This is a genomic window from Ferruginibacter sp., assembly GCF_028288465.1.
Taxonomy (GTDB): domain Bacteria; phylum Bacteroidota; class Bacteroidia; order Chitinophagales; family Chitinophagaceae; genus Ferruginibacter.
Window position 1 is genome coordinate 122650 of sequence record NZ_JAQBNR010000046.1, and the last position, 25133, is coordinate 147782.

The 25133-nt window shown below is 41.9% G+C and carries 22 protein-coding genes; 7 read left to right on the forward strand and 15 right to left on the reverse strand.

Annotated elements, in window-relative coordinates:
- Positions 1-70 precede the first annotated feature (70 nt).
- Complete coding sequence (locus JWR61_RS17795) at positions 71-952, forward strand: AraC family transcriptional regulator (protein WP_301929093.1); 882 nt, start codon at positions 71-73, stop codon at positions 950-952.
- A gap of 511 nt (positions 953-1463) precedes the next feature.
- Here the strand turns inward: JWR61_RS17795 and JWR61_RS17800 are convergent.
- From JWR61_RS17800 to JWR61_RS17840, 9 genes are all read right to left on the reverse strand, one after another.
- Positions 1464-2324 carry a fumarylacetoacetate hydrolase family protein gene (locus tag JWR61_RS17800; RefSeq protein ID WP_301929094.1) on the reverse strand — a complete coding sequence of 287 codons (861 nt, stop codon included), beginning with the start codon at positions 2322-2324 and terminating at the stop codon, positions 1464-1466.
- A 39-nt stretch (positions 2325-2363) separates the two neighbouring features.
- The gene (locus JWR61_RS17805) at positions 2364-3107 is read right to left on the reverse strand and encodes an SDR family NAD(P)-dependent oxidoreductase (RefSeq protein ID WP_301929095.1); all 744 of its coding nucleotides are present in this window, start codon (positions 3105-3107) and stop codon (positions 2364-2366) included.
- A 47-nt stretch (positions 3108-3154) separates the two neighbouring features.
- Positions 3155-4090, reverse strand: a complete 936-nt coding sequence (locus JWR61_RS17810) for a dihydrodipicolinate synthase family protein (protein WP_301929096.1) — start codon at positions 4088-4090, stop codon at positions 3155-3157.
- 10 nt (positions 4091-4100) lie between these two features.
- Entirely contained in the window at positions 4101-5036 is a 936-nt protein-coding gene (locus JWR61_RS17815) for a DMT family transporter (RefSeq protein WP_290338165.1), read from the reverse strand.
- 161 nt (positions 5037-5197) lie between these two features.
- Positions 5198-6346, reverse strand: a complete 1149-nt coding sequence (locus tag JWR61_RS17820; protein ID WP_301929097.1) for a mandelate racemase/muconate lactonizing enzyme family protein — start codon at positions 6344-6346, stop codon at positions 5198-5200.
- On the reverse strand, positions 6343-7290 hold the full coding sequence (locus JWR61_RS17825; RefSeq protein WP_301929098.1) for a 3-hydroxyacyl-CoA dehydrogenase family protein: 948 nt from the start codon (positions 7288-7290) through the stop codon (positions 6343-6345). The genes JWR61_RS17820 and JWR61_RS17825 overlap by 4 nt, the downstream gene beginning before the upstream one ends.
- Positions 7291-7322: 32 nt before the next feature.
- Entirely contained in the window at positions 7323-7703 is a 381-nt protein-coding gene (locus JWR61_RS17830) for a RidA family protein (RefSeq protein WP_301929099.1), read from the reverse strand.
- 2 nt (positions 7704-7705) lie between these two features.
- A complete protein-coding gene (locus tag JWR61_RS17835) occupies positions 7706-8497 on the reverse strand; it encodes a creatininase family protein (RefSeq protein ID WP_301929100.1) in 792 nt (263 codons plus the stop codon).
- A gap of 185 nt (positions 8498-8682) precedes the next feature.
- Positions 8683-10788, reverse strand: a complete 2106-nt coding sequence (locus JWR61_RS17840; protein WP_301929101.1) for a hypothetical protein — start codon at positions 10786-10788, stop codon at positions 8683-8685.
- Between the two features lie 675 nt (positions 10789-11463).
- On the opposite strand from JWR61_RS17840, the gene JWR61_RS17845 reads away from it, so the two are divergent.
- Positions 11464-11790 (forward strand): hypothetical protein, encoded by a 327-nt coding sequence (locus JWR61_RS17845; protein ID WP_301929102.1) that lies wholly within the window; start codon positions 11464-11466, stop codon positions 11788-11790.
- Between the two features lie 263 nt (positions 11791-12053).
- Complete coding sequence (locus JWR61_RS17850) at positions 12054-12272, forward strand: hypothetical protein (protein WP_301929103.1); 219 nt, start codon at positions 12054-12056, stop codon at positions 12270-12272.
- Between the two features lie 198 nt (positions 12273-12470).
- Here the strand turns inward: JWR61_RS17850 and JWR61_RS17855 are convergent, their stop codons facing one another.
- The 3 genes from JWR61_RS17855 to JWR61_RS17865 form a co-directional block, all read right to left on the reverse strand.
- On the reverse strand, positions 12471-14573 hold the full coding sequence (locus JWR61_RS17855) for a hypothetical protein (RefSeq protein ID WP_301929104.1): 2103 nt from the start codon (positions 14571-14573) through the stop codon (positions 12471-12473).
- A 431-nt stretch (positions 14574-15004) separates the two neighbouring features.
- Positions 15005-15568: a hypothetical protein gene (locus JWR61_RS17860; RefSeq protein WP_301929105.1), complete on the reverse strand. Its 564-nt coding sequence runs from the start codon at positions 15566-15568 to the stop codon at positions 15005-15007.
- Between the two features lie 56 nt (positions 15569-15624).
- Positions 15625-17733 carry a hypothetical protein gene (locus JWR61_RS17865; protein ID WP_301929106.1) on the reverse strand — a complete coding sequence of 703 codons (2109 nt, stop codon included), beginning with the start codon at positions 17731-17733 and terminating at the stop codon, positions 15625-15627.
- Between the two features lie 310 nt (positions 17734-18043).
- Between JWR61_RS17865 and JWR61_RS17870 the strand changes: the two genes are divergently transcribed.
- Positions 18044-19405: a hypothetical protein gene (locus tag JWR61_RS17870; protein WP_301929107.1), complete on the forward strand. Its 1362-nt coding sequence runs from the start codon at positions 18044-18046 to the stop codon at positions 19403-19405.
- A gap of 136 nt (positions 19406-19541) precedes the next feature.
- Here the strand turns inward: JWR61_RS17870 and JWR61_RS17875 are convergent, their stop codons facing one another.
- Positions 19542-20549 carry a polysaccharide deacetylase family protein gene (locus JWR61_RS17875; protein ID WP_301929108.1) on the reverse strand — a complete coding sequence of 336 codons (1008 nt, stop codon included), beginning with the start codon at positions 20547-20549 and terminating at the stop codon, positions 19542-19544.
- A 368-nt stretch (positions 20550-20917) separates the two neighbouring features.
- Between JWR61_RS17875 and JWR61_RS17880 the strand changes: the two genes are divergently transcribed.
- Both JWR61_RS17880 and JWR61_RS17885 read left to right on the forward strand, forming a co-directional pair.
- Entirely contained in the window at positions 20918-22606 is a 1689-nt protein-coding gene (locus tag JWR61_RS17880; RefSeq protein WP_301929109.1) for a serine hydrolase, read from the forward strand.
- 140 nt (positions 22607-22746) lie between these two features.
- Positions 22747-22947: a hypothetical protein gene (locus tag JWR61_RS17885; protein ID WP_290338154.1), complete on the forward strand. Its 201-nt coding sequence runs from the start codon at positions 22747-22749 to the stop codon at positions 22945-22947.
- 233 nt (positions 22948-23180) lie between these two features.
- On the opposite strand, the gene JWR61_RS17890 is transcribed toward JWR61_RS17885, so the two are convergent.
- Positions 23181-24206: a sugar phosphate isomerase/epimerase gene (locus JWR61_RS17890; protein WP_301929110.1), complete on the reverse strand. Its 1026-nt coding sequence runs from the start codon at positions 24204-24206 to the stop codon at positions 23181-23183.
- Positions 24207-24403: 197 nt separating this feature from the next.
- On the opposite strand from JWR61_RS17890, the gene JWR61_RS17895 reads away from it, so the two are divergent.
- Entirely contained in the window at positions 24404-24628 is a 225-nt protein-coding gene (locus JWR61_RS17895) for a hypothetical protein (RefSeq protein ID WP_301929111.1), read from the forward strand.
- A gap of 139 nt (positions 24629-24767) precedes the next feature.
- On the opposite strand, the gene JWR61_RS17900 is transcribed toward JWR61_RS17895, so the two are convergent.
- A complete protein-coding gene (locus tag JWR61_RS17900) occupies positions 24768-25010 on the reverse strand; it encodes a hypothetical protein (RefSeq protein WP_301929112.1) in 243 nt (80 codons plus the stop codon).
- Positions 25011-25133 lie beyond the last annotated feature (123 nt).

Sequence of the window (25133 nt, forward strand, 5' to 3'; positions counted from 1 at the left end):
ATCTGATTGTTATAATTTCAATATATAAATATTCGCCTATTTTATTTTTTGCGTAAATTACAAGCAACAAATGAGACCACAATTATATAAATTACCATTGGCCCCCGACACCTCTTTTCTTTATATAGACGAAGAGTGTAAATACTTTGATAAACCCTGGCACTTTCACAAAGAATATGAACTGGTGTACATCGATAAAACTAAAGGCACCCGTTTTATTGGCGACCAGGTAAGTTTTTTTGACGATGGCGATTTGGTGTTGCTGGGCCCCAACATCCCGCATTTATACCGGAACAGCGAAGACTATTATAAAAACAATAAGCTAACCGCCAAATCAATTTTCATACATTTTCCAGAAGATTTTTTAGGCCGCTCTTTTTTTGATCTACCTGAAATGAAACAGGTAAAAAAGTTACTGGAAAGATCTTCGCTTGGTATGGAGGTAACCGGAAATACCAATGCGCTGATAAAGGACAAGCTGACGGCCATGAAAAAAATGAAACCGGTCAACCGGTTGATGAAATTGCTGGAAATACTCATCAGTTTATCCAACAGTAAAGAGCTGACGCCGATCCTATCAAAATCATTTACAGCATCCAGTACAAAGGATACCGACCGTATTGACCAGGTCATCCAGTTTATTTTGAAAAATTATAAAAATGATATCTACATCGAAGAAATTGCAGGGCAGCTGAACATGAGCATTGCTTCCTTTTCAAGATATTTTAAACACCATACCCACAAAACATTCTCCAACTACGTTACAGAAATACGCATCAGCCATGCCTGCAGGCTGATGATGGATAGTCATTATAATATTTCTGAGATCTGCTACCTGAGCGGGTTTGAGAATCAATCCAATTTTTATCGCCACTTCAAAAAATTCACCGGCGTAATTCCAAAAGAATACAAGGCCAGGTTTTTAACCAATACGGCTGATATGGAAGAATAATTTTTTTTGTAACACTTATTTTTAAAAGGAAAGAAATATTGACTGCGAATAAAAGAATAAAATTTTATTAGTAGCAGTTTGAGAAATAAGCCTTGCATTTTAAAAGCTTACTTTCTTTTTTTTCTTGATAAAAAAAAGAAATAAAAAAAATCAAGGCTGCGAATAAAAAGGCTGAAATTTTCTAGCACTTTTTATTCGAGGCCGTTTGAAGAGTATACGTTGCGTAAAGCGAGCTTATGAAAATCGTTACCTTAAAAGAATTGCAGTAAAATAATACTCTTCAATCCTTCCTTCGAGTTGAACACAGTAACTGCATAAGATGCATCTTTTGGTTCGGTTCCGGCTTGCCGGAATTTAAAAAAATGCGCAGCCTATTTTTTTAAAAGAAGCAAAAGCAGCATCGTTGCAGTTACGCAGCCCCGCCGGCTGAGGAGGCGATTCTGCATTTAGAAAACTGTTCTGATTGCTGTAGATTGGGCAACAAATTTTAGCCGGATAGAGCTTGCAACTCTTACGCCATCCGATTAGTAGCACTACCCAACCCTTCAATCTCAACAGTAACAACATCTCCGGGTTTCAACCAGTTTTTTTCAGTCATACCCATGATCACGCCTTCCGGTGTGCCGGTTAAAATTAAGTCGCCGGGTTCAAGTGTCATATGTTTGGAGAGATCTTCGATGATTTCAGCCACCGAAAAAATCATGTCTGCTGTGGTAGAGTTTTGCCGAAGTTCGCCGTTTAAGGTGCACTTCAAATTCAATTGCTGCACGTCCGGAATTTCATCTTTTGTAACAATGTATTTACCAAGCGGCAAAAAATAATCCAGGCTTTTGCCCATCAGCCACTGGCTGGTTCTGAATTGCAAGTCGCGGCAGGAAAGATCATTGGCAACGCAATATCCCAGCACATAATCCAGTGCATCAACTTTGGAAACATCTTTGCATCTTTCTCCAATTACCACGCCTAACTCTACTTCATAATCAAACTGTTCCCCCACCTTTCCCAACGGTATATCCTTGCCGTAATCAACGAGTGTATTGTTGTATTTTGTAAATACTACCGGAACCGTGGGAACCGCCATACCGCTTTCTGCGGCATGCCTCCTGTAATTTAAACCAATACAAATAATTTTGGATGGTGCAGGTGTACAGGGTGCGATGGTTAAGGCTGCTTCATCCAGGATAAATTCCGGGTGGCGGATCCCATCAGCAAGCATTCTTTTTAGTTCATCAACAGCTTTGTTGGTAAGATTGGTGGCAGAAAAAAACTTTTGTCCTTTAAATTGACGATAAGCGTCCGCATCAAGTATCCCCTTTTCAGTAACTATGCCAAGCCTGTATTGCTCACCGTTCTTAAAATATAATAATTTCATTTTTACAATACTTTAGATAAATCATTCGTCGTGCGGTAATCAATAGCGGGCCCTTCCACCGGACAGGTCGAAAGTAAAACCCGTGGTAAAACTATTTTGTGATGATACTATATAAGCCGCCATGTTAGCCGCTTCTTCCAGCGTACCACAGCGTTTCATCGGAATTTTATCCGTCATATATTTTACTTGCGCTTCGGGCATAGCATCAACCAGCGGTGTTTGTATAACAGCGGGTGCAAGCGCATTGATGGTAATACCCATTTCTGCGTATTCGCTTCCCTGCACTTTTGCCATACAAATTACGGCCGCCTTGGATGTGGAGTAAGCCAGCATGCCCGCGTTGCCTTCTTTCCCGGCAATGGATGCGATGTGCAGTATACGTCCGTATTTAACCGCCGCCATGTGAGGCAACACAGCCCTGGAGGTATAAAAGCAACTCATAAAATTAACTTCAAAAACCTTGTGCAAATCTTCGCTGCTTACTTCATGACTTTTAATATTTGTCACACCGGTAATGCCAACACAATTAACCAGTATGTCAATCTTTTTATACTTTGCTATTACAATTGCTATCGCTTCGTCCACCAGCTGCTGGTTGGTAACGTTTAACGGAATGATTTCGGCCTTCGTGCGATATTGATCGAAGGCTTCATGCAGGGCAGGTTCATTTAAATCAAACAAAATAACCTGTGCATCCATTGCCAGTAATTTATGTGCGATAGCTAATCCTATGCCGGAGGCTGCGCCGGTAACAATGGCTACCTGGTTGGTAAAATCACTCATACAATTTTTGTTTTTAAAGTTGTCTTTAATATCAGGCTAAATAATTATCAGCTTACTAAATTATATATTTCACTGTTCACCAGTTCAACCACACGCTGATTCAATTCCTTAATATAGTTGATACTCGACTGGTCTGGCTTGTAGGCGGCCTTTCTTGCAATGCTGTTTGTCAAAATACCTCTTGCCATAAGCAGTTCCTTTTCTGCATAATGAAACAATTCCATATTTTGTAAAGAGAAAAATATCTGTGGCATAACCCTTTCAAATATGCTGAATGCCCTGGCATGTTCGCCATTTCTCCGCAGATCAAATACTTTTTGTAAAATGTCTGACACGCCCAAACCCGGCATCACGCCGGCAATACCCAGCGGTATCAACTCCAGCATATATAAACCTCCCCAGCCTTCAAACAAGCCAATGTTGCCATTCGTTCTTCGAATGATCTCTTCAAATTTCGGTGCACAAAGCGGTTCTTCGAGTTTCAGGTATTTAAAATTCGGATACTGATTCATCAGCTCTTCAATAAAATTTACACTGATGGAACTTCCCCCCGGATTAAAATCCTGGATAAGGACCGGCGTATCAGGAATCGACTGCAGAAAGCCTCCGAGGTATTCTTTTAATGAGTCTTCCGGCAAATTAAAAATTCTTGGCACTGCCAGCGAAACTACATCCGCACCCACCTCCACATTTGCCTGCGCCAGCTTGATGGCTCCACGCAAAGATGGATTGTTTGATTGTGCAACAATTTTTATTCTGCCTTTGGCATGATTAACCGCCACTTTTACCACGTAGAGTTTTTCCTCATCCGTTAATTTATAAAATTCGCTGGCATAAGCTGGCAAACATACAGCTTCTATGCCGCTATCTATGGCGAAGTCAATTAAGTTGCAAAGTGCCAGTCCGTCTATTTCTTCGTCTTCTGTAAACGGCGTGGGTATAATGGGCACTACTCCCGTGAGACCTTTCGGTGCTTCTTTCATAATGTAATGGTTAATTATTTATATGATTAGGTTTTACTAAGCTTCTTTTATAATTCCTGTTGTCCACGATGGTTAAAATAAGGGTTGAAATCAATACCAGCACACCACCAATGATGGCCGGTAATTTTAATGTTTCGCCCAAAAAAATAGTCGAGATAGGTAACGCTAAAAAAGTGATCATGTAATTGGATAAAGCAACCTGTGTTGCATCCAGGTATTTTAATACTTTAAAGAACAACAACATCGACAAAAAATTGTGGAACAAAGTCAATGAAGCCATGCCCAGCCATGTTTTTACAGTAAAATCCGGCACCCTTGCAAACATGAACGGCTCATAATGCAATACCAATGGCGTGAGCATAATCACCAGCACGAGGTAGGTGTAAAACACCATCTCCATTTCTGTATATTGTTCTGCTACTTTTTTGCAACCTACATTGTAATAACCGTTGCCAATGATGGCCAAAAAAATCAGCAGGTTACCTAACGCATACTTCGAACTGAGATCCATGTTTTTAATATCATCGGTTGAACAAAGCAGTACACCAATAATAGCAATGGCAAAACTGATCCACCGTAATTTGTTCATCTTTTCTCCTAAAATAAAAAAAGCAAAAACCGCTGTTATTACCGGCAATGCCAATACCAGGATAGCCGAGTTGCTGGCAAGGGAATACTGTGTACCATAGGTCATTAATACTTGTGATGGGAATGCACCCAAAGCGCCCAGTTGTACAAAGATCATGACGTCTTTAATTTTTTTCTTACCCTTTCTGAAATCTTTTACTGCAAAGGGTAATAAAAACAGCGTTGCCAACACCATGGGCGCCCACACGGTGAAATAGGGCCCTACCTGGTCCTGCACCAACTTGATACTGGTAAAATGAAAAGACCATATCAGGTTACAAAACAACAATACTGACCAGGCAATAAATCCTTTTTTCATGTGTTGGTTTTATTAGTAATGAATTATGAAAACAGGAAAGCCTGTCGGGAAAAACATTTCTATGATATCGCAACTACTGTGTTCAGGCAATAGTAAACAGGCAATAATTCATTGTGCAACCATTCACTATTCACTACTCACCATTCACTATTCACCATTCACTACTCACCATTCACCAACTCATTACCTGTAGCAAACTGCTTCAACGCCTCCCGATCCAGTTCAACACCCAACCCATCGCCTTGCGGAACTTTGGCTGCGCCATTTTCAAAAACAATTCCATTCACGAGCAGATCGTCTACTCTGACCAGTTCGCCAAAAATATCAGAAGGGATCGTACAGTTGATGCTGGCGGCAGCGATGTGCAATCCCATTGTTTCGGAAATGCCGAGATCAACTTCTGAACCACGCCAGCAAGACTTCCCTTCCAGGTTAGCAATTTCTGCCAACAGGATAGAATTGAATGCAGTGCCGTTAAAATTATAGTCATCCACAGCATCTGCACGAACAAAAGTGATGATATCGCGGATATCCTGTGTATAAGGCAATGATATATGCCGGATCATCGGCACACCCAAATGCTCTTTCAAATATTTAAACCCCTCCACATTCGCATGCAATATCGGGTCTTCCAACCCTAACATAATGTCACTATCAACACCTTCCATTAATTTCATGGTAGTAGCCACATCCGTCCAACGCTGGTTGGGATCAAGTATGATTTTTATTCCATCACCACATTTTTGTTTGATGGCTTCGGTCCACAATCTTACCGGGTCTTCATCGGAGCATTTGAACTTAAAAACCTTGTGCCCTTTCTGCATGGCTTCAAAGGCTCTCTGCGCCGCATCTTCAGGTGTCCTTCTTCCCGTCCAGCCCATGCAATCTACCATTGTACGGTAAGCGCCACCTAACACCTGGTGTACCGGTACCTGCAATATTTTTCCGACCAGATCCAGCACGGCTGTTTCAAATCCTTCGTAAATCCGCTGATCAGTCAAGGGTAATTTTTTCCAGTTTAATTTCAACACGTCCTTTCCAGCGAAGGCTTTCATTGCTTCTTCTATCAGTGCTTTATTGGCACTGCGGTAAGTTTCACCAATGCCGGTCAAACCATTATTCAACGTTATTTCAATGATCCATTTAGGCTGATTGGCAAACTCCGTCCAGCTTTCCCCAGTCATGAATTTCTTTGCAAACTCGGTGTCTTTATCCAACACCATTTCCGAGTTAAGACTGCCGGGTTTTGCAGGCACCACCACTTCTGTCGCTTTGATGGATTGTATGATTGTATCGCTGATTCCACTCATGATTTCGGGGTATATTTTTCCGCCAGTTTGCGGATGTCGTAACTAAATTCAATGAATTGTTCTTCCCATTTTTCGGCTGATTCTTTTGTGTAGGGATAGAATCCCTGCGCATTGCTTACTCCTTTAGCGCCCGCTGCAACCAATGCTTCCATTGATGCAGGAGGAATAGGCGTATTGCTTAATTCAGGAAACAAGTCTTTCATTACTGTGAGATAAGCCGGGATGCCGGTAAGATCCATAAAACGAAATGGCCCGGCAAAAGTAATCCAGTATCCAAGGTCGTTTCTTAAGGAACGATCCACATCTTCTACCGTGGCGTAGCCGTTTTCCACCAGGTTGAAAGCCTCTCTCAGCATGGCATACATAATCCGGTTGGTAATAAAACCACGGATATCTTTTTTTAGCAGTGATGGTTCTTTACCCCAGCCTTCTGCAATGGCAATGATTTTATATGCATAATCAATATCAGATTCCTTACCGCAGATCACTTCCATAAAACGGGTAATATGCGCCGGCTCTGCCCAGTGAATGCCGAGCAATCTTTCCGGGTGCTGCAGGCCTTCCTGCAAAATGGTTACGGGTATGGCCGAAGTGTTGCTTCCAATGATAGCAGTGGCCGATACAACCGTTTCCAATTGCTGATAGAGTTGCTTTTTCTCCGCTACATTTTCAATGATCGTTTCAATAATTACTTCATGGCCTTTCAGCTGCGCTATGTCGTCGGTAATGATATGTCTTGCAATAATGACCTGTGGATCTTCTTTTAAAATACCTTCTGCATTCAGCTGTTGCAAAAATTCCAGTATGCGCTCCCTTGCCTCGGATGCTGCTTCAATTCGTCTTACCAATGAAGTTACCGGATGACCTGCGGCAAGGATGCAGGTTGCAATACTGCAACCCATCAATCCAAGCCCAACCGTGCCTATGTTAATTTTTTTCTCCATTATTTTTTTATAAGGATGTGTCGTTGTCACCATCAGCCAAGCACTGCAATGGCATCAATTTCTATTTTAATTCCATCAGCGAGTACAGACTGCACTGTTGTTCTTGCAGGGCGTATGCCTGTAAAGAATGTTGCATAGGCCGCGTTAAACCTGTCAAAATCTTCAATCTTTTCCAGGTGTACCGTGCATTTCATAATATCATCAATTGTTCCGCCCGCAGCTTCAATAATTTTTTTTATGTGAGATAAAGTGAGCAGCGTTTCTTCTTCAATCGTACCACTGATTACTTCGCCGGTACTTAAATCCAATGGTCCCTGTCCGCTGATAAATAACATGCCGTTTTTTACTACCCCGGCAGAATATGCGCCGGTTGAAACCGCTTTGTCAGGATGTTTGATTTCAATTTTCCCCATGATTATGGTTTTAATTTTTTGATTTCCGGCCAGCTTTTAAACGACCCTATAAAATCCAGCAACGCTTTTGTTACGTGCTCAAATAAATACTGCCCTTTTTCTTTGGTGGCCAACTGAGGCTCACCACTACAACCATTGCCGGAAACAAACTCTGTTTGCTTCACCACGGTTACACCCCTGTATGGTTCATCATCTTCCCAGGCAATATAACCATTACTTTCGGGCCTTGCGGCACGTTGTACTTTTTCCATCAGCACATTACCCGGAAAGAGATGCAGCATCAGGCTTGTTTCATATTCGCAGGCATGACTCAACGCAGGGCTTTGCATAGGCAGTTCACCGGCAAATGTTTTTCCGGCAAGTTCCCAATAAGTTGCCAGGGCAATCGTTGGATTGATGGTAGCATCGTACCGGTTGCTTAACACAGACAAAGCCTGTTTCAGCGGAGTGATATTGCCACCATGACCGTTTAATAAAATAATTTTTGTAAAGCCACTCTTTATAACCGACTCAACTATTTCAATTACCAGTTGTGTATATAGTTGCGTCGATACACTCAGCGTGCCACCAAATGCCTGGTGATGATGACTGGAGCCATAAGCAAGCGTGGGGCATAGGAGGATATCGTCTGGCAATTTACTTTCTGCGTAGGTGGCAACCGCTGTTACAATATCTGTGTCAGTACTAACAGGCAAATGCAAACCATGCTGTTCTATGGCTCCCAATGGAAGCAATACAATTTTGTTGCTGGTTTCTTTATTCAACGACGGATAAGTAGAGCCTGAAAAAAACATGCACTGAATAATTAATTGAGTATTAAAATTGAAACATTCAAATCACCGGCTATTCATGTTGCCACCGTATAACCGGCTTAACAAAACAAAATACCATTATTTGAAATGCCGGATAAAAATAGAAATAAAAAAAACGGTACAACTATATTTATGCTGCTGATTTCTATACTTTTTTAACGAGGGTATTATTGCGCCACCGCGTAAATTTTTATACCAGCTAAATCAACGTTCACAACGGTGCGCCCTTTGCCAGTTGCACGAATGCCTGCGACTCTTTTTGCTTCACCCAATTCCGGGCTCATTAAAGACAATTGCGAAAAACGAATGCTGCTGTTGATTTCATAAGACAGTTCATTGTCTGTGATCAGTGAATCAATGTCTTTGATCAATGGCACATCTGAAAGGTCCTTCACTTCATCCGGCACTGGCAGCAGGCCTCCGTTCATAAAATGAATGGCCGCTTTGCCGTTGTAAAACCTGATTCTTGCAGCCCAACGTTGATCGCCTTTCAGCTGCCTGATAACAGGTTTAAATTTGCCTGCTTCAATTAATTTTTGCAATGGTGCCGATGCCACCGCAGAGCCAATGATATATAAATTTTTATATTTTGCTTTTAATAAAACTACCGACAGCGGCGTTGCACGGGCAAAGCCTTTTTCGTTGTGCGTACCAAATGGCAGGGCAACCCAGGCAATACCACCTTTGGAAAGATAGGATTGAATGGCTGTAAATTGTTTGTCTGATACGCAGGCAACGCCATCCATTATCAAGGGTGTATTTTCTTTGCTCAATGCAGCGGCGTCTGCCAGTTCGGCCGTACGTAAAAAACGATAGCCTACATTGTGTTTCACCAGTTGAGCACTCCATGCTTTCGATCTGTCCCAGTGTTCATGACCAGCTTCATCCCGCCAACCGTTTTCCCGGCAATAACTATTGTTCACCAACCGTACTTCCACCAGGTCTTTGCCATCGCGGTAATTTAAATCGCTGTATTGTTTTTCCCAGTTGTTTGATTTGCTGATGGCTTCTTCGGCCTCCAGTGAATGCGCAGGATCCTCTTCCAGCCTGCTGTTTAGCGTACTGCTCCAGTTGCCTACGCCCCAGAATCTTGCTAAGGCCCAGCCAAAATAAGCGCCCTTTTCAAAGATGGCATAGCTCAATGCCATGGCCGGTGCGTTGTTTCTTTTTTGGGCAATGTCTTTCTGGTGCAAGGCTTCCGCATCCATTTCTATCCAGTCTGCATTTTTGATATTGGTGCCCACATTTTCCAGCATAAACAAATCCAGGTAGGGCGCCATTTTTTCAAGGTCAAGTGCCACAGCATTCAATACAATCGGCCCGGTGTTGGAACAGCAGGTCATCAGGGGTTTATCGCCCAACACGCCCTTGATCATCTTTACATGGTCATACACAGCATCGGCTTTCATACGCAGCCAATCGCGGTACGCAGGGTTATCATAATTGCCCCACTCCAGCATGCCTTTTGTTGTATCACCAAAAAAGTTTTTATCAGAAAAATCCGGAATGTCATGACCATATTCCTTTTTAAACCGATCCCTGCAATAGTTACAACCACAGGTAGTATTGCCCGGGTAACTGCACATATCATCTACTTCCACACCATCAAAAGGTACTTCCTTCATCAGCCGCTGGAGGTATTTTTTATGCATGTCCAAAAAGTTGGGATTGTTATGGCAGAAGGCTTCAAACTGGTATTGTTTGGCATAACCACGACTGCCATCCCTTAAATCCACTTCACACAAATCATTGTAGAAATATCCTTCATACTGCGCATATTTCCTGGCAATGGGATCAGGAAAAAGCAATACTGCGTGCCGCTCAAACTTATGTACATAACGGAAGTCGGCCTCATTTCTTGGCCTGGTAATATCGTTGCAGCTATAGTGATCCATAAAGCGCACACCGTTCTTGTGCAGCTCTTCACACACGTTGGCATAATAACCATGCAGCTGGCTGAAATAATTGGCAAAATCAAAACGGTTGTGAAAACCAAAATTGATAGCGGTATCAATACCGGCTTTTGCAAAACCCTCAGCCCGTCTTTTTATTTTATCCACCACTTGTTTTTGCGGCCATTGAATGTCTTCAAGAGTGCACCACCAACTGGCACTACGGTTGGGAATAAAGGCTGTTGCGGTGTTGTTTGATAGCTGCCTGCCAAAGGAAGCCAGCTGGCCGGCATACGTGGGTAAACTATGCAGGAGGCTAAAGCCTGCGCCTGTTACAGCTGCCGTTTGTATAAATTTTCTGCGATTGGTTTTTCCGCTCATCTCAACAGGTTTTGGTAAAGTGCTGATTCAAATCTACTCACTTACTAAAACTTTATTTTCCATTAATCGCTTTAAAATGTATACTTTTTTAACAAGGGGAAATGAATAGTATGAAATTATTTTTTGACCGGCAGTTGTATTTCAATTGGGCATCGTTGTGTCACTCACTTTTACTTTTTCAGCTTCATGGATCAACGGTCGCAGGAGATTACAGAAAGGCATTGTATTATTGTGCTTTAACTTCGTTTATGAAAGGGGAGTATTTGACCGATTCCAAAAAGGCATTAATCTTTTCGCCAGAAATAATTAACTCACAACATCTTTCGCAAAATTTTGGATGAATTGTATAAATCGATTACTTTGAATGGTTAATTTAAATAGGCGCAACTTGCTGTCGCATAGACCAAACGTTAAAGAAACAAAATTTGGAAATTATCATTAGGTTGAAACGTTATACATGGCAGACTATAGTTGCGAACAAGCATTGATAAAAGTTGAGCAAATGAAAGCTTTCAGAAAATAATCTGAAATGCAAAAACGGGCAGCAGGCAACTTCTTACCATCAACGCATCTTCCCGAGCCCGTGAATTGGCCAGAGACGTGGGGTGTCACTGAGTTATAATACTGCTCAAGTGTAGGCTTCCCCGTTTTACAATAGTTTAAAAGTATTTATCAATGAAACTACTCTTACCACTACTGGTTATTTTACTGTATAGTTGTACAGGTGAAATCAAGTATCCTGATGGAGGATGTGATTACCCCAAAAACGTATCAGGTAGTGATACTAATATTTATCATCATCCATTAAAAGATAGTTTCCCCAGGGGCAAAAAATTTCTTGTATACGCCGAGTCCTTTTTTTTCAGTGTGTTTGATGAGCCTAACCTTAGTATAAAACCGCTGGATAAAGAAACATTCAGGCTCTCCTGGTCATCCGTATTCGGGCACACTGTTATTATAAATATTAATGAAGACGCTGTTACTATAAAAAAGCAAACGTAGAAGATGCTTATGTTAGGGATACAACAAGTCTCTCAAAAACAGATAGTTTACTTACCTATATACTAAGAAAATATTATCCGATCGATTCTGCTAATCCACTATATATTGATAAAAAAAAGTTTCTTGATTCCCTTATCAAACTATATCCACAATTAGTTGATCATTCATACTATGCCAAATTTTTTGAGAAGGCACCTATACGGAATAAGAATTTTCATTACCAACTAACTAAAATTTTTATCACACGAAAGCAGTTTGCAGAATTGACTGAAAAAATTAACGCTGCTGGTTTTTGGGCGATGCCAATTCAAGATGGATGCGGTAACGACGGTACGGACGGAGCCGGCTTTACACTTGAGGCCAATACAAAGAAAAAATATCAAATAGTTTTTTCGGGTGAATGTACGCCAACATCTTTTCAAAAAATATGTTCGCAAATTCTTGCCCTTGCAAAACTGAATAATCACTCACTTTATGAGTAAACTAAAGGAAGCTCCTCTGTGTAACGTTTTTCAAATTTATACCCAAAGCCGTTTTGCAGCTTTCGGGTAACGGCTGATCTTCTTTCCCGGTAATACCACCTCCATAACCATGTACGTTGGCAAGGCTCATGGCATGTTACAGAGCTATAAGTCAGTTAAAGTGAGGTAAAAAGTTCGATCGCACAATGAAAAAAATTCCTATTGTGCCACCGCATATATCTTCACACCATCTAAATTTACTTTCAGCACAGCAATCCCGGTGCGCTTTTTATTTACTTCCCCCAGCCGCGAAACTTCATTTAATTCAGGACTCATCAGCGATAACGTAACTAAATTCATTTTACTGGCATTGATCTCATATTCCAATACATTATCGGTTATGTTGGTATCCAATTCTTTCAAAACAGGTATGCCGCTGATATCTTTAATGGTTGGATGAGGTTTTGGTTTCAATGCCGTATTCATAAAATGTAATACCGGTTTACCATTGTACAGCCTGGCTCGGACAGCCCATCGCTTATCCCCTTTTATTTGTTTGATCAATGGCTGAAATTTTCCGGATGCAATTAATTTTTGTAATGGCTCAGCTGTAACAGCCGATTCTATCGTTACTAAATTTTTATGCCTGCCTTTCATCAGTTGAGTCGATAAAGGCATTGCTCGTAAAAAACCTTTTTCATCATGCGTACCAAAAGGTAATGCCAGCCAGGCAATGCCACCTTTGGAAAGATAGGTTTTGATGGCAGCGAATTGTTTATCGGAAACACAGCCCACCGAATCTAAAATCAGGGGCGTATTTTCTTTACCCAATAGACTTGCATCGCCCAGTTCTTCATACCGCACAAAGCGATAGCCCACATTGTTTTTTACCAGTTGTTCGCTCCATGCTGCAGCACTATCCCAATGCTCTTTGCCATTGGTGTTGCGCCAGCCATTCTCTTTACAATAACGATTATATACCAATCTTACTTCTGCAACATCAACACCCTCCCGGTAATTTAAGTTGCTGTATTGTTTTTCCCAGTTGTTGGATTTACTGATCACGTCTTCCATCTCCATCGCATCCGGCGGATCTTCTACCAGTCTGCCGTTGAGCGTACTGCTCCAGTTGGCAACGCCCCAAAAGCGACTTAGCGCCCAGCCAAAATAAGCGCCGGGTTCATAGATGGTATAACTCAGGGCCATCGCTGGCGCCTTGCCTCTTTTTTCAGCAATGTCTTTCTGGTGCAAAGCTTCCGCATCCATTGCTATCCAGTTCGCATTGTCAACATTGATGCCCACATTTTCCAGCATAAAAAAATCCAGGTGTGGCGCCAGTTTTTCCAGGTCGAGTGACAATATATTCAGTATGATAGGTCCTGTATTGGAGCAACAGGTCATCAATGGTTTTTCGCCAATGGTTTGCTTGATCAGTTTTAAATGATCCGCCACCGAATCAATTTTCATCCGCAACCAATCCCTGAAAACAGGATTGTCATAATTGCCCCATTCCAATGTTTCTTTGGTGGTGTCACCCCAGAATGATTTTTCTCCAAATGGCGGAATGTCATGTCCATAATCTCTTTTAAACCGCTCCCGGCAATATTTACAACCGCAGGTGGTGGGCCCCGGGTAGTTGCACATATCATCTACTTCAATGCCATCAATAGGCACTTCCTTTAACAGGCGTTGCAGGTATTTCTGGTGCATATCCAGGAAGCCGGGATTGTTATGGCAAAAGGTTTCAAACTGGTATTGTGGCGCATAACCACGGCTGCCATCCCTGAGATCTACTTCACAGATTTCATTAAAAAAATGTCCTTCGTATTGTGCATACTTGGCAGCAAACGGGTCGTGGTATAATAAAACGGTATGCCGCTGAAACTGGTGCATTTTTTTCAACTCCGCTTCATTGCGTGGCCGCTCAATTTCATTGCACGAATAATGATCCATCAGCTTAATGCCATGTTGATGTAACTCTTCTGCAACATTGGCGAAGTAACCATGCACCTGGCCGAAGTAATTGGAAAAATCAAAGCGCAGACCAAAGCCAAAAATGATGGCGGTATCAATGCCTGCTTTGGCAAACCCCTCTGCCCGGCGTTTTATTTTGTCGGTAATATGTTTTTGCGGCCATTGCAGATCATCCATGGTTGTCCACCAGCTGGCAGCACGGGCGGGTATAAAAGCAGGCTCAGCATACCGATGGGCTGACGGAAGATTGTTTGCATACAACAACGGTAGCCCGTTAGAAAGGCCAATGCCTGCGGCAGACAAAGTCGCCATCTTTATAAATGTTCTTCGATTTTGTGGATGTTGCATTGATTGAACGGTTAAATAAACCTTTTCAAATCTAATTATTTGCGGGAAGGATGTTTTCCTATAATCGGTTTAAAACCTGTACTTTTTTAACGACGGAATTATTTTTCAGAGCTTCCATTTTCTTGGATCGATGAAAAAAGATAGAAGTATTGAAACAAGAAGAACTAGCGGAGAAAAATTTCCGCTTTAACTTGCGGACCGTTGTGATATGCTTTGGCAGAAGACGGAATATAAATTTTGTAACCATAAGGCTCAAACAGAATCAACTTTCTTTGTTTTTGCCGATGCTGCTTTTCTTACCGTCTTTTTCTTTTGTTGCGCTTTTCGCAATTTTATGAATGCACTAAATTCCTTTCTTTCTTTTTCTGTCCAAGGTTTGTCCAGAACATAAAAGTCAACATTTTTTGGCTCCCTGATTAGTCCCATTGTTATTACCTTTTAAAATATTGATTAATTAATCTGGTTGCTGCTGCGGTTTCAATCATCATTTTGGTTCCCCTGAAATGCGTTGCAAACAACGTTTCCTGATAATGCCTAATTAAAACCGTCTTCGCATCAAAAGCAACATAGCCCTCATATCCTTTTTCAAAAGAAAGCTGACAAGCGAAAGCTACTAAATTGCCGGGAACACCAGCATACACTTTTTGTTTTCCCTTATTAAATTTTGCACTTTCAATTAAATGCATGTAAATATGATCATGCTGATCACTCAAACTTATCAATCCCTGTACAATTTGAGGATTATCTTTTATAACTAGTTTATACGTTGCTCTATCTGTTAGTTTGACTTGCGCATCCCACTTAAATTGCCAATCCTTTTTATTAATCTGTTTACTGTCTTTAGCAAAGAGTTGAAAGACTTCAGTATCAAAAATATCACCGGAAACTATATTTTCTATCGAATTCGTCAATTTATCAATTTCAATATTGACAAGTATTTCTGGTGTTTTTTTCACTTCATAAAAATACGAAAATCTAGCCAGAAAAATGGCCATTAATTGATTAAGTCAAGCATTATAAGCAGCATTTTTTGAAGAGTTATATCTTATCCTTATTGCACCACCGCATACACTTTCACCCCATCCAAATTAATCCGCGAGGTCGTAAGGCCATTGCTTTTTCCTACAATTGAAACAGGTCGTTGTACGCCATTCAATTCAGGGCTCATCACCGATAAGCCGCTTAAAGAAAATGCTGCAGTATTAATTTCATATTCCTGTTCATTGTCTTTAATCGCAGAATCCAGGCCGACCAAAATCGGGATATCAGAAAGATCTTTTAATGTTGGATGCGGTATCGCCGTAAGGGCTGCATTCATACAATGCAAAACAAGTTTGCCATTGTACATGCGCATTCTTACCGCCCATCTTTTATCGCTCTTAATTTGCTTAATAACAGGTTTAAATTTTCCTGTCGCGATTAGATGTTGCAAAGGTGTTGATGTAACAGCAGACGAAATCATCACCAGGTTTTTATACCGGTGCTTCTTCAATTCCTCTGATAACGCAACCGGTCTTGCAAACCCTTTTTCATCATGCGTACCAAAAGGCAACGCTAACCAGGCAATGCCGCCGTTTAAGAGATACGTTTTGATGGCAGCAAATTGTTTGTCAGAAACACAAGCCACGGTATCTAAAATCAGCGGAGTTTTTTCTTTGCTTAATGCATCGGCATTTTCCAATGCTGCTGAACGAACAAACCCATAGCCTACATTATTTTTTACCAACTGCTCACTCCAGGCCGCCACACTATCCCAATGCTCATGACCATCCTTGTTGCGCCAGCCATTTACTTTGCAATCACGACTGTACACCAGTCTTACTTCTGCAAAATCTTTTCCAATATTATAATCGAGATCGCTGAATTGTTTTTCCCAATGATTGGTTTTGCCGATCACAGCCTCCTGCTCCATCGCATCCGGCGGATCTTCCGGCAGTCTTGCATTGAGCGTACTGCACCAGTTGGACACACCCCAGAAACGACTGAGCGCCCAGCCAAAATAAGCACCCGTTTCATAGATGGTATAACTCAATGCCATAGCCGGACGATTGTCTTTTTCAGCCGCTATATCTTTCTGTAACAAAGCCTCTGCATCCATCTTTATCCAGTCAACATTCTGCACATTAGTGCCTACATTTTCCAGCACAAAAAAATCAAGCTGTGGCGCTAATTTTTCCAGGTCAAGTGATAAGGCATTCAGTACCAACGGACCGGTATTAGAACAACAGGTCATCAATGATTTTTCGCCCATCGTCGTCTTAATCATTTTCAAATGATCCGTAATTGCATCCACTTTCATGCGCAACCAATCCCTGAAAACCGGGTTGGCATAATTACCCCATTCCAATGTTTCTTTTGTGGTGTCGCCCCAAAAATCTTTTTCGCCAAAGGACGGAATCTCGTGACCGTATTCCTTCCTGAACCGCTCCCGGCACCAGGTACAGCCGCACACCGTTGGACCTGCATAGTTGCACATATCATCTACCATGATGCCGTCCAGTGGTACTTCCTTTAATAATCGCTGTAAATATTTTTGGTGCATGTCCAGGTAGTTGGGGTTGCTATGGCAAAAAGTATTTAACTGGTATTGTGGTGCATAACCAAGGCTTCCATCTCTTAAATCAACCTGGCAAACATCGTTGAACAAGTGGCCTTCGTATCGTGCGTATTTTGCAGCTATTACATCATGGTACAGCAACACATGATGCCGCTGAAAAGTGTTCATCTTTCTTAACTCTGCTTCATCTTTTGGCCTGGAGATATGATTGCAGGAATAGTGCTCCATGAAATGAATGCCCTGCTGGTGCAGGGCTTCACACACATCTGCGTAGTAGCCATGCAGCTGGCCAAAATAATCCGCAAAATCAAAACGGATATGAAAGCCAAAATTCACGGCCGTATCAATATTCGCTTTGGCAAAACCTTCGGCCCGCCGCTTTATTTTATCGCTGATTTGTTTTTGCGGCCACTGCAGGTCTTCGATAGACGTCCACCAGCTTGCTACGCGGTTGGGAATAAAAGTGGTTGCAGGACAGTTGTTGAGGTTCGTTGTGTGACGATCATTTGCATACAAAAACGAAAAATTGTTTGCAGCTGCAACGCCTGCCCCTGACATAACTGCCAGCTGGATAAACTTCCTTCGGTTGCAGGGGTACCTCATGTTTCGTTGGTTGTAAGATTAGATACTCAAATCTACTCGTTTCATACAATCGCATATTCCTATAATCAACTTAAAGACTGTACTTTTTTAACCGTGCATTATAGGCCACACGTTTACCTGTAAAGCAATGGACTCCTCTCCACAATAACTTTTTTTATTGCCTGTTTAGCGAAACCCTGGCGAATTGACCGGTACCAATAAACGCCTTCAAAGTTTGCTGTAACCGAAAACTGTTAACAAATGTTCATTTTTGGTAAGATAATTGTAAAAGAAAGCAGTGTATACCATTCACCTCCCCAAAATTATTAAAATGAAAAGTAAAGTATGTTTGCTATTGCTCACTGTGGTTGCCTTTGCGGCGTGTAAAAAAAACTCGGATATTATGGCTCCGGTCGTGACTAAAATTGATACCCTTTCTAACAGCATTACAACCGACATGACACTGGATGCAAATACCAGTTATGTGATCAACGGACAGTTATATGTTACCAATAACGCTACGCTTACCATACCTGCCGGCGTTACGGTATCCTTTGTTAAGATGGATGAAAAAGAAAAAAAGGGCGTGCTGGTAATTACCCAGGGTGCTAAATTGATTGCCAACGGCACTGCTGATAAACCGATTGTTTTTACATCTGCAGCTGGGACAAAAGCCCCGGGCGATTGGGGAGCTGTTATTTTATTGGGTAAAGCGCCAACCAATACCGTTACAGGCAATGTGGAAGGACTGCCCCTATCTGACAATACCCGTTACGGCGGTACAACAGCAGATGACAATTCAGGTTCACTTAAATATGTACGTCTTGAATATTGCGGGGGCATCAACCCCGATGAAGAAGGAGAATGGCAGGTGGATAAAGCCAGCGGACTTTGCATGGCGAGTGTTGGTAGTGGTACCACTGTAGATAATGTGATGACCGTGCATTCCAATGATGATGCTTTTCAGTTTGTTGGCGGAACAGTTAACGCCACGCATTTAATTGGCTTTAACAATGGAGATGATGATTTTGATTTTGATCTTGGTTACCAGGGAAAATTACAATTCCTGATCTCTTACCGCAGCGGGCTTTCCTCTTCCCATTCGCAAAGAGCAAATGGCTTTGAAAGTTATAATGATGAATTTCCCACCACCAATGCGCCCCTCACACGCCCGGTGGTAGCTAACATGACCATTATTGGCCCTGCGGGTACCGAGACTGCAAAAACATCATTAAACCAGGGTGTGTATATTCGCAAGGGCACACGCTTCGTGGTAGAAAATTCTATCATAGCTGAATATCCGCAGGGTGGACTGATGGTTTGCAACAGAACAAGACCTGTGCTGTTAACAGGTATAGAATCATTTTTTAAATATAACCTCGTGAACAGCGACAGCGCCAGCCGCACTTTTAGCTGGGATAAGGATTTTGCTGTAGTGGGCGATCCCGAACTCCAGCAGTTTGCTTTAAACAGTGTTAATAACAATGTTTTAATTACCAACTCGGCCGATCTTAAATTAAAAACTATGTATGGGGGAGTACCGGATTTAACTCCGGACGCCGGGTCACCCGCGTTAACGGGAGCTAATTTTAACGATGCAGATTTTAGCAGCTTTTTTACCAAGGTAGCTTACCGCGGTGCTATTGGGGCTGATAACTGGGCAGCTGCAAATAATTGGGCTGTGTGGAAATAACTGTAAAATAATTTAATAATTATTTACGGGCGGGGATGTAAAAGATGTTGGGTAGCTGCAGGTTTAAACGCAATACTGAACATTTTTAGCACCCCGCTTTTAGTTTTTCATATGCTTAGATTTAGGGAACAGGATGTCATTTCACCTTATCTCTTTTTAATTTTAATTCCCGCCAGGTAGTTAGAATGATACCTTCGTCCTGCAATGCTTTTTTAAATACCGGGTCCATCATTGCAAGCATGTCTCCACGCCTTACCGCACCACTGCCTGAGATATGCGGAAACATGTCTGTGGTTGCCGTGGAGTGCATGATCATCATGGTTACGCCGGGTTGTAACGATTTAATAGCTTCGATATATTTGGCAGTTTTAAATGCCTGTAATTTTTTGTCGTCGCCTGAAATAGCTTCGGGGATTTTCCAATCATAACTCACATTGTGGAGATCATCCAATACTGGCAGGCCTGCAGCCCAGGTCATCTTACCCAATGCCCGCAATTGCTCTATTTGTTCAGCTGGTGCATTCATTTCTGCCTGTATTAAAACATCAGCACCACCAGGCAACATTACCGGGATATGATTTTCGATTCCCAGCCCAATATATCGTTTTAAAAATTCAGGCGAAGCAAACAAGGTACCCATATGCGAATCCAGGTGGGTTGGTTCAAAACCCATTATCCTGGCCCTTTCCAGCTGGGCCCTTATTTCCTTATCCACTTCATCGGCTGAAGCATGCGCTACCACGTCTGCTACGTTGCTCCACATGGCACCTTCTGTATCTACCAGGCCCGGCACATTTGTTTTGCCGGCCAATGGTCCCCAGCGGTAGTCGCCCCATTCCGAGGTAAGGGTTAAATGAAGGCCGGCATCCATACCGGGATGGGCTTTCATGTAATGAACAAAACCGGGCACCCACGGGCAGGGCATCATTACGCTTACAGATGTGGCCACACCTTTTGTGATAGAGTTAATAGCGCCTTCATTGGAGTCGTAGCTCATTCCGGCATCATCCACATGCAGAATCAGAACTCTTGCACCTTTTGGATAGCCGAGTTTTTCGGCATACGTGCTATCAATTTTTTGAGCGGCTGCAAACTGCCACATGCTGGCAGCAAAAAACAGGGCGATAGTGTTATTAAAAGTCATAAGATAAATGTAAGACTAAAAATTACTTAAAAGCGGTCAGGATAAAAAAGAGTTTCCGCAGCTAGTCAACGAATTATCCTCCTGATTTTGTAGTTTGCCGGATGGCTTTTTTAAAGATGTAGCAACGCTTAATTTGGTAAAAGCACTTTCTGCTAACCAGGATTGTATTGAAGGCTATTGTATAAGCGGTTACCTGTTGCAGTAAACTTTACCTACTTTTAAACAAATAAATACATCGGATGGCACTTCGTTTTATAACAATGATAACAGGTGAACCCTGCCTGGCGGATGTACATAGCTGTTAAACAACACCTGCCTGTATATTGACCTGAATGTCCAATTTTTTACACAACTATAACCATTATATCATGCGATTCAACCTCATCAAATCAATAACGTTATTGCTATTTTCTTTTTCAGCAACGGCAACAATTGCTGCCCAGTCTATACCCGACTCTGTCGTAAAAAAAATTGACAGCCTGTTTACAAAATGGAACATGACCGGCAGCCCCGGATGTACCATTGGCATTGTACGCAATGATTCGCTGATCTATGCCAAAGGCTACGGCCAGGCTAATCTTGAATATGGCATTGCCAACACACCGGAAACCATTTTTCACATGGCTTCCATCTCCAAACAATTTACTGCCACCGCCATTCTTTTACTGGCAAAGCAGGGCAAGCTTTCACTGGAAGATGATGTGCGAAAATACCTTCCCTGGTTTCCGGATATGAAAAAAAGGATCACCATCCGCAACCTGTTAAATCATACCAGTGGCATTCGGGATCAATGGCAACTGCTCGCCATTTCTGGCACCCGGCTGGATGATGTAATTACACAGGAACACATCGTTAAAATTCTTGGTAAACAACAAGCGCTGAACTTTAATCCGGGAGATCAATACAGTTATTCAAACAGCGGGTTTACTATGCTGGCTGAAATCGTGAAGTCGGTAAGCGGTCAGTCGCTCCGCAGGTTTACTGACTCTGCCATTTTTAAACCGTTGCAGATGAACAGCACGCATTTTCATGATGATTATACAGAGATTGAAAAAAACCGCTCCTATTCATATGAGCGTAAGGACAGCGCTCATTTTACCAACAGCATTTTAACTTATTCCAATGCGGGGGCTACCAGTTTGTTTACCAATATTACTGACATGAGCAAGTGGGTTATGCATTTTGATGACGCTTCATCCGCCAACCAGGATTTAATCAGGCTCCTGACACAAAAGGGTAAACTGAACAACGGAAAAGAAATATCCTATGCCTGTGGAATTGTGGCTGATACTTATAAAGGCTGGAAACAATACTCGCATGGAGGCGCCGATGCAGGATACCGGACCTACCTGTCTGTTTTGCCCGATCTTAAAATGGGTTTTATTGTGTTTAGCAATTTAGGTGATTTTGATGCCGGCGGAAAAGCTTATGCTATCGCCGATCTTTTTGTAAAAGATACGACGCAGAAAAAAGAGGTTGAAAAAAAGATGCCACGGGACAGTGCGGCATCCATCTTAAAAGACGAGCCAAAATGGAAAAAATTTGCCGGCTTTTATATTGGCGACGATGGGCTCCCTTTTAGTTTTGACATTAAAAACCACCAATTATTTTATCACATTTTTAATGAAAGTAATTTTTTGATCAATGACCGGAAGGACTCTTTTTCCATTCCTTCGGCTCCGGAAATAAAATTTGTATTTTCTATAAAAGCAACAGATACCATTTGCGATATTACTACCACCGACCAGGCTTATCACCTGAAAAAATACGTAAAAGACACAGTACAAACGGACGCCGTTTTACGACCTTATACCGGCAGTTATTTTTGTGCTGAACTGGATTGCAAATATGGAATCATTTTAAAAGATCATCGCCTTGTTTTGACGAATGCCAAATACAACGATGCCATGCTTACATTGGTAAACAGGGATCATTTGACGAACGATAACTGGTGGATCAATCATTTGAAAATAATAAGAAACACCGGTGGTATCATAACCGGGTTTGAGGTCAACTCTGGCAGAATTATGCATTTAAAATTTGCAAAAATTGAATAGCTGAATACTGTGTAAGTTGAATTGTGTATTTTTTTACACAAAGATTTAGTAAGTACAAACGATCAACATAAGAAACGCTGCAATCGCAACCTCATTTTTTACTGGCATGATTTATTCATGCTTAAATAAAATTTTAGCAAATGAATAATTTCTTTAGGACATTGATAGCCGGTTACGGCGCAAAAAAATTAGGCGGTGGCTGCTTCAGCACTATTTTAATTTTTATTGTTATTTACTGGGCGCTGGGCACCTGCAACCGCAGGGCAACCCCGGCGAGGGCTTCAACAGGCAGCCATGCGCCGGCACCCGAGGCGAAGCACATTGCTTATGCACGGTACTGATATCTTCCAACGGCTTTGTCCGGGAAAATAAAAGTAGACCAAAGTACCTCACGAAGCAGCATTGCGGAGTTTAGTTGTGTGCTACTATATCCCGGTTGACCCGACAGACATTAAGGATAACACATCAACGGTTATCCGGGCATAATAGAAAACAGGCTGATTGTACAGCCTGTTTTTTTATGTGCAGATTTATTTAGTGAACCTGATTATATACTGATTACAACGGTTAGCCTTTACGCACCCAGGGCATTTTTTGCAAACAACAAACAATTTTTTGTTTCCTTTACTGCATCAGAGCCTGCTGGTATTTCATATTCCAGTTCGATTGTAGCGGGAATGTCATACTTTTTTGCTTTCAGTAAATTCAGAATTTCTTTCAGCGGCGTATCGCCCTGGCCCCATGGCTTGTTGTTACCACCGTTTATTTTTGTTTGCCTGTCTTTAATGTGCATCGTTGTAATGCGATCATGTTTTGCCTCAATCAATGCCAGTAAAGTTTCCTTTGTGTTGTTGCCGCCGGCTGCAATATAATGGCCGCAATCCAGGTTCATGGAATTATAGGGAGACTGGCTTAACGCAGTGTCCCATGCCGTATCCGTAGCTTGTGTATGCGCATGATAGCCGATATACACTTTGTGTTTTTCTCCCAGTTCGCCCAGGCGTTTTGACTGTGCCGGATCCGTTGGTAATTCAACCGTTACAGATGTGGCACCCAATGTTTTGGCGGCCTTCAACGCATATTCAATTTCAGCATCTGTATTGTTTGCGCCGAGTGCATTGGGTTTAAACGCATAAATTGATACACCGGCTTTATTGTACATTTTCCTGATTTCTGCAAATTTATCCATCGAAACAGCCGCCCTCCAGTCTGCCACTTGTTTTGCATAGGCAGACATCTGAGCTTTCTGTTCATCTGTCAATTTGGGTGGTTGTCCTGCAACCCGGGGTGGCGTTTGCACCTGGTTAACCGGTTTGCCTGCATACTCTTCCACCGCATCGCCCATCAGCTCAATAGCGCTGATTCCACTGCTTGTAATGTATTGTAAAATTTGTTCTGCAGAGCCGGGCATACTGCGGAAGGAGTAAGTGATGACACCGATCTGAACACCAAAAAATTTTGAGCCTGGATCATTTGAAACCAGGTAAGGCCTGGAAAAAACAGCAGGGCCGCCGAGCAGGAGTCCTATGGATGCAATTGAACCTTTGAGAAGAAACTGGCGCCGTGATTGATTGCGGGCCTGGTTATTGTTTAACAGCATATGGCAATATTTTAAAGATGAATGTAGTAATTAAATGTACGCTTGCAAAACTACAATGAACACCGCTCCATGCTATAATTTTGGCATTAACTTAACTGGTTGATTGCCTTATAAAATGAGGGGCATATGGATTTTATTTACTAAATTTAAATATCAGTTTGCATTTGAAACGGTTTTACACCTCAAAAAATTACACTATGATACAGTTACAAAAATTTATTTATCACCCTGGCGGCACAGACGAAAGTGGCAGTGTTGCACCAGGGAGTAATGACAACCAAAAAGCAACCGATGCACAACATCCTGAAAAAAAAGAGGAAGGCAAGGAGCACAAAACGGTGATACAAAAAATTAAGGATGCCCTGCAGGATTGGTCAGACAAGGATGAACAGGACCAGGAGTTTGATGATACAAGAGTATAAAGCAACAGCTTTGTATATGGCAGGTTTAAGTATTTACCTCCGCCCAGTCTGGTGTTAATGGCTTTTCAGTAAGGCTCCATCCGACTTGAAAATAAGTAAAAAGTAAAACCCCGTACTTCATTTGGTACGGGGTTTATTTTTAATTTTCTTTTTTAATTAACGGCTGCGAATGTTCGGTTTTAAGTTTGGTAGTTTTTTTATTACCATTGGCATATTCCCGTTTTACTTTCACACCGTGCGCCCTTTTATGTTTTGGATGCAACACATTGTGAACTTTATCCCCGGCTGTAGTAACGGGCTCTACTTTGGTTGTTGTTTGGGCGTAAGAAGCGGTAATGCCTGACACAAGCATCACAGCAAGAGATACAAATAGCTTTTTCATTTTTATATAATTTTTGTAAAAGCATAGTGATAATTTAATGCCAATTTTTAATTTTTGGTTACCGGTTTACCGGTGCTTTATGAAGCGGATGAGTTACGGTATGCACAGTTACAGCAGACGAAT

What these genes read in the sequence shown, in the direction of transcription:
- JWR61_RS17795 (WP_301929093.1), top strand. Translation starts at nt 71, where the DNA reads ATGAGACCACAATTATATAAATTACCATTGGCCCCCGACACCTCTTTT.
- JWR61_RS17800 (WP_301929094.1), bottom strand. Translation starts at nt 2,324, where the DNA reads ATGAAATTATTATATTTTAAGAACGGTGAGCAATACAGGCTTGGCATA.
- JWR61_RS17805 (WP_301929095.1), bottom strand. Translation starts at nt 3,107, where the DNA reads ATGAGTGATTTTACCAACCAGGTAGCCATTGTTACCGGCGCAGCCTCC.
- JWR61_RS17810 (WP_301929096.1), bottom strand. Translation starts at nt 4,090, where the DNA reads ATGAAAGAAGCACCGAAAGGTCTCACGGGAGTAGTGCCCATTATACCC.
- JWR61_RS17815 (WP_290338165.1), bottom strand. Translation starts at nt 5,036, where the DNA reads ATGAAAAAAGGATTTATTGCCTGGTCAGTATTGTTGTTTTGTAACCTG.
- JWR61_RS17820 (WP_301929097.1), bottom strand. Translation starts at nt 6,346, where the DNA reads ATGAGTGGAATCAGCGATACAATCATACAATCCATCAAAGCGACAGAA.
- JWR61_RS17825 (WP_301929098.1), bottom strand. Translation starts at nt 7,290, where the DNA reads ATGGAGAAAAAAATTAACATAGGCACGGTTGGGCTTGGATTGATGGGT.
- JWR61_RS17830 (WP_301929099.1), bottom strand. Translation starts at nt 7,703, where the DNA reads ATGGGGAAAATTGAAATCAAACATCCTGACAAAGCGGTTTCAACCGGC.
- JWR61_RS17835 (WP_301929100.1), bottom strand. Translation starts at nt 8,497, where the DNA reads ATGTTTTTTTCAGGCTCTACTTATCCGTCGTTGAATAAAGAAACCAGC.
- JWR61_RS17840 (WP_301929101.1), bottom strand. Translation starts at nt 10,788, where the DNA reads ATGAGCGGAAAAACCAATCGCAGAAAATTTATACAAACGGCAGCTGTA.
- JWR61_RS17845 (WP_301929102.1), top strand. Translation starts at nt 11,464, where the DNA reads ATGAAACTACTCTTACCACTACTGGTTATTTTACTGTATAGTTGTACA.
- JWR61_RS17855 (WP_301929104.1), bottom strand. Translation starts at nt 14,573, where the DNA reads ATGCAACATCCACAAAATCGAAGAACATTTATAAAGATGGCGACTTTG.
- JWR61_RS17860 (WP_301929105.1), bottom strand. Translation starts at nt 15,568, where the DNA reads ATGGCCATTTTTCTGGCTAGATTTTCGTATTTTTATGAAGTGAAAAAA.
- JWR61_RS17865 (WP_301929106.1), bottom strand. Translation starts at nt 17,733, where the DNA reads ATGAGGTACCCCTGCAACCGAAGGAAGTTTATCCAGCTGGCAGTTATG.
- JWR61_RS17870 (WP_301929107.1), top strand. Translation starts at nt 18,044, where the DNA reads ATGAAAAGTAAAGTATGTTTGCTATTGCTCACTGTGGTTGCCTTTGCG.
- JWR61_RS17875 (WP_301929108.1), bottom strand. Translation starts at nt 20,549, where the DNA reads ATGACTTTTAATAACACTATCGCCCTGTTTTTTGCTGCCAGCATGTGG.
- JWR61_RS17880 (WP_301929109.1), top strand. Translation starts at nt 20,918, where the DNA reads ATGCGATTCAACCTCATCAAATCAATAACGTTATTGCTATTTTCTTTT.
- JWR61_RS17885 (WP_290338154.1), top strand. Translation starts at nt 22,747, where the DNA reads ATGAATAATTTCTTTAGGACATTGATAGCCGGTTACGGCGCAAAAAAA.
- JWR61_RS17890 (WP_301929110.1), bottom strand. Translation starts at nt 24,206, where the DNA reads ATGCTGTTAAACAATAACCAGGCCCGCAATCAATCACGGCGCCAGTTT.
- JWR61_RS17895 (WP_301929111.1), top strand. Translation starts at nt 24,404, where the DNA reads ATGATACAGTTACAAAAATTTATTTATCACCCTGGCGGCACAGACGAA.
- JWR61_RS17900 (WP_301929112.1), bottom strand. Translation starts at nt 25,010, where the DNA reads ATGAAAAAGCTATTTGTATCTCTTGCTGTGATGCTTGTGTCAGGCATT.